Genomic DNA, 4,788 nt, shown 5'->3' with positions numbered 1-4,788 from the left:
CGTTTTGGTCTATGCATCTCAAGCTGTCCTCTTGTGGGTTATTATTGCGTGAAATCGATTTGACACGCTCCGTGCTTTCCCATACAGTTATATGGAAATCATTTGGTATTGTTTTTTTGCATTTCGTGCATTCTGTATATAAAGGAACGATTTCGATGAATAAACAATTTGCAGTAATTGGGCTGGGGCAGCTCGGCTCCAGCATCAGCATTGAGCTGACGAATATGGGCTGTGAGGTTCTGGCGATTGATATTGATCTGGATAAAGTGAATGATTACGCGGATGTGGTGACGCAGGCGGTGCAGGCGGATTCGACTGATGAGAAGGTGCTGCTGGCGCTTGGCATTCGTAATTTCGATCATGTGATTGTTGCGATCGGCCGCAACATTCAGGCGAGCATTTTGACGACGCTGCTGCTCAAGGAAGCCGGGGTTAAGGAGATCTGGGCGAAGGCGCAGAACGATTACCATGAGAAGATTCTGAAGAAGCTCGGGGCCGATAAGATTATCCGTCCGGAAGTGGAAATCGGCTTTCGCATTGCTCATCTGGCGACGGCCAATAAGATTCTTGACTACATCGAGCTTTCTAAAGATTACAGCATCATTGAAATTGAAGTGACCGACCGGCTGATCGGCAAGTCGATCATGGAAATCGATGTGCGCGCCAACTATGGCTGCAACGTAATCGCGATCCGCCGTGATCGTTCGGTCGTCGTACGCAACATTGGCGAACTGAAATTGAAGCACGGCGATGTGTTGCTGATTATCGGTAAGAGTGAAGATTTGGAACGTTTTGAGAAGCAAGGGGTCTGATTGGGATGAACCGTTTCGTGATGAGGCGGTTGATTTTTTATTTATAAGGAGATTGGCTATGGTTCTGTTTGAGCGTTTGTTGAAAAAATTGGATGTGCGGGCGATCTCGACGAACCCGCCGCTGCTCTTGTCGATGCTGCTGTTCGTCCTAATTCTCGTCGGGACGGTGCTGCTGAAGCTGCCGATTGCGGCACGCGGGCACTTATCTTGGATCGATGCGCTGTTTTTTTCCACATCGGCATCGACCGTGACCGGGCTGACGCCGTTTGAGCCTTCGGAGACGTTTACGCTGTTCGGGCAGGTTGTGCTGATGGTATTGATCCAGATCGGCGGGATCGGCGTCATGGCCTTTGCCGTCTTCTTTGTCATTTTGCTTGGCAAGAAAGTCTCGATCCGCCAGCGTCAGCTGATGCAGGAGGCATTGAACGCGCCGTCGCTTGGCGGCGTGATTCGGCTCGTCAGCTGGATTCTGATCGTTTCGTTTGCGATTGAGCTGGTTGGGATGTTCTTCCTTGCTTTCCGCTTCGTGCCGGATTTCGGCTGGGGTATGGGTCTGTATTACAGCCTGTTTCATTCGATTAGCGGGTTCAACCAAGCCGGTTTCTCGCTATTTCCCGGCAGCATGAACCGCTACCTCGGTGATCCGATTGTCAATCTGACGATGATTACGATGATTACAATTGGCGGGATCGGCTTTACGGTACTGGCCGAGCTGCTGTCCACGCACCGGTTCCGCAAGCTGTCCATTCACGCACAGGTGATGCTTTCCGGTACACTGGTGATCAACGTCGTCATGGTGCTCGCCATTTTCGTGATTGAATATGGCAACCCGCATTCGCTTGGCCCGCTCAGCTTCGTGGACAAGCTGTGGGCGGCCTTCTTCCAAGGCATCTCGCCGCGAACCGCCGGGATTACAACGCTTGATCCCGCCGGCCTTAGCCAAGCATCGCTGCTGCTGACGATGCTGATGATGTTCATCGGCGCCGGCAGCACGTCGACCAGCGGCGGGATTAAGCTGACCACGTTCATGATCGTGCTCGCGCAGATGCTGACGTTTCTGAAAGGGCGGCGCGAGGTTGTGATTAATAAGCGAACAATCCGTCATCAAGTGATTATTCGTGCCGTATCGGTCATCTCGATTTCGCTGATCGTCGTCCTGATCGGATTGTTTCTGCTCTGCTTGTCGGAGGATCAACCGTTTCTCGTGATCTTGTTTGAAGTGATCTCGGCGTTTGGGACTGCCGGTGAATCGATTGGCGCGACCGCTGATTTATCGCCGTTTGGCAAGGCTGTGATCATGCTCTTGATGTTCTTCGGCAAGGTCGGACCGCTGACGATGGCCTTTTCCGTCACCAAACGTTCGCACGTCGACATCCGCTATCCGGATGGGGAGATTTATACAGGGTGAGCATTCCTGTGGATCCGTCACCTGCAAGCGTTGCACCTGTTACTATAAAGATAAAAGCCACGATCGGATTACTCAGAATCGTGGCTTTGCTGTTGGGTAAATATTTTAGTTACATAATGACGCGAAATGACGCGAAAATTATAATTCAATTCCATGTGCACTTAGATAGGCTTTATATGAAATTGCAACCGTTTCAACCGTTATCTTTTCCAAGACATCTTTTAAAACGGATACGGCTTTCTTATCTCTCCTTTTTTTGCTGCTTCAATATTCTTATTTAAATCAAGTGATCCTTCAAACGATTTGTAATTCATGTTATTTAAAGCGGTTATTCCTTCTGAGTTTGTTATATCAATGCCTATATCAAATCCAAAGGAACTATTTCTTTCTAAATGTATGTTTTTACATCCATCAATTCGTATTGCTGAAGAATACTTACGCTCAATATCCTTTTTATCCAATACAGCCATCCCTTTCGTATTCTTACATTCTACAATAAGTATTTCTACCTTTCCAAAATTTCGCATTTTCATTTAAATACTATTGCATAAGCTGCAGTTAATTCAAAATACGACAGACCGTTTACTCATGTGGTTAAGTTTACCCGATCATTTTCTGTGCTTATATTGATTCAATACTTGTACTAATTGATGTACGGTTGTCGATGGCTTATTCTCACTTGGATTGTCTTGTGAATAGCATCTGAGCAGTCGCTGTGCGTAACTGATTGCTTTTTCTTGATCACCATTCTCTAATAACAAATGATACATTGCCGGATCGTTTTTCGCATAACGGCGATCCAGATGTTTCGTCAGTTTCTCGATATAATCTTGTCTTGAAATTCCTGAATTAAGGTATTCGAAATGCAGGAGGTACCATAACTCAAACGCCTCATTCGAGTAGGCGGCATGGAACTTATTTAATTTTCTTGTCGCATAGATCGCATTGTTAAATCGTTCTGCAGGAAATTCATCACGATCAAAGACACACCAAATTTGGTCATAATCTTTTCCAAGACGATGCTGTTGTTGGTCCATCTCCTTCGCTCGTTCAACAACAGTCAGCGGGTCTGCACCTGCCCCAACAACATCGACATTGGTTAATCGAAATGCCTCGAAATAGTTTGGTTCAGTCTGCTTACGCTCACAAACAATAAGAATTAAATCTTTTACTGGACCACGTTGTTTTGTTTTTCGTCTAAATGCTTTTTGATCTCGGGTACCCTTCTGCTATGAGTCATCGATCGGTTCCATCCTTACCCAGGAAATCAAAAGTTCCGACATAGGGAATGGATCCATATTTTCCATGCAAATAATCTTTTTCATAGCTTGCATCTTTGCGTACACTAAAGTCAGACAATGCATACAAGTCTGTCGCGCCATATGTATCCTTCTCCGTGAACCAAATTTGGTCCCTTCTGAAAAACGCTTTGCTTAATAAATTCGTATCGTGCGAGTTGAAAACTAACTGTGCATTCTTTTTATTGAATTCCGTTGAGTGGAACAAGCGAATGACAAATCGAGTAATAAGGGGGTGCAGCTTCGCATCCAACTCATCAACCACTAAAATTTGACCTTTGTTTAGTGCATCAACAATTGGTCCTAGTAATGCTACTATTTTCTTTGTGCCTTCAGACTCTTCTTCTATCAATTGGAATCTTTCTAATCCAACAAAATGATTCTCTGAATCATATTGCTTATGCATTGTGATGATGCTGTGATGTTCTGTTGGAAATCGGTCTACTTTCCCATTTATTTTTTTGAGCAGTTCTAACATTTCTTGTGGGATGGATTTAGCCTCTACAATAAGATCCTCAATGCCCAAATCCAGTTTGTTTATCAAGATCATTAATTCTTCTTTTGAAGAGACATCGAGTATTTTTCGAATTGTATAATTTCTCGTATGGTTTGTGAGACCGTCTAATACGCGCAGATTTTTAAACCAAAAAAGAATGCTGGTTGCTATGTCGCCATTCAAATTTGCAACGACTGATAGAAACAGTGCATTGCTTCTCGTTCGTTTTTCGAGACCCTGTCCTTCTTGAAATCCTTTGGTAACGCTTATTTCTCCATTTTCACGAAAGAAAAGTTCTTTTTCCTTTCTTCCTGGATGTGCAGCATACAGCCACTCGCTTTTAACTTCCTTTGTATCTGCTTCGAATCCGTAGCGATATTGCATTCCCTCATGAAAGAAGACGATTTCAAAATAACTTGGTTTGGTAACATTCGCTGTGTTTAACCTAAAGCTTCTTATTCCACTAATTTCCTCTCCAATTTGCCCTTCTTTAGAAGAAGATTGAACAAAATTTCTCATGAAGCCCATAGCCTTAATTAGATTACTCTTCCCGCTCGAATTCGCTCCATAAATCACTGCCGATTTCAACAGTTTCATGTGATCCAGTGTAATTATATTCGTTTCTTTGTGTTCTGTAATTCTGGAGGCAACCATACTCAAGGTTACTTCATCCCTAAAGGATAGAAAGTTTCCAACACTGAATTGTAAAATCATATGTTTCACCTCAACCTTCAACTTTTTCTCACTTGGTAATACCATTATATACACTAGGTC

At 44.2% G+C, this 4,788-nt stretch carries 5 protein-coding genes; 2 read left to right on the top strand and 3 right to left on the bottom strand.

Features of this window, described 5'->3' with window-relative positions; translation table 11 throughout:
* Nucleotides 1-155: 155 nt before the first annotated feature.
* Nucleotides 156-812, top strand: coding sequence for a potassium channel family protein (locus tag SIN01_RS14020; protein ID WP_028983251.1), 657 nt, complete (start codon nt 156-158; stop codon nt 810-812).
* A 58-nt stretch (nt 813-870) separates the two neighbouring features.
* Nucleotides 871-2,220, top strand: a complete 1,350-nt coding sequence (locus SIN01_RS14015; protein ID WP_010025925.1) for a TrkH family potassium uptake protein — start codon at nt 871-873, stop codon at nt 2,218-2,220.
* A gap of 221 nt (nt 2,221-2,441) precedes the next feature.
* Here the strand turns inward: SIN01_RS14015 and SIN01_RS14010 are convergent, their stop codons facing one another.
* The 3 genes from SIN01_RS14010 to SIN01_RS14000 form a co-directional block, all read right to left on the bottom strand.
* A complete protein-coding gene (locus SIN01_RS14010; RefSeq protein ID WP_141306145.1) occupies nt 2,442-2,690 on the bottom strand; it encodes a hypothetical protein in 249 nt (82 codons plus the stop codon).
* A gap of 138 nt (nt 2,691-2,828) precedes the next feature.
* Nucleotides 2,829-3,374, bottom strand: a complete 546-nt coding sequence (locus SIN01_RS14005; RefSeq protein WP_237760124.1) for an RloB family protein — start codon at nt 3,372-3,374, stop codon at nt 2,829-2,831.
* Between the two features lie 82 nt (nt 3,375-3,456).
* Nucleotides 3,457-4,788: AAA family ATPase (locus SIN01_RS14000; RefSeq protein ID WP_218027791.1), on the bottom strand; the 1,332-nt coding region annotated here is incomplete at its 5' end.

Source organism: Sporolactobacillus inulinus (assembly GCF_006539285.1).
Lineage (GTDB): Bacteria > Bacillota > Bacilli > Bacillales > Sporolactobacillaceae > Sporolactobacillus > Sporolactobacillus inulinus.
This window is presented reverse-complemented; position numbering and strand designations above follow the sequence as displayed.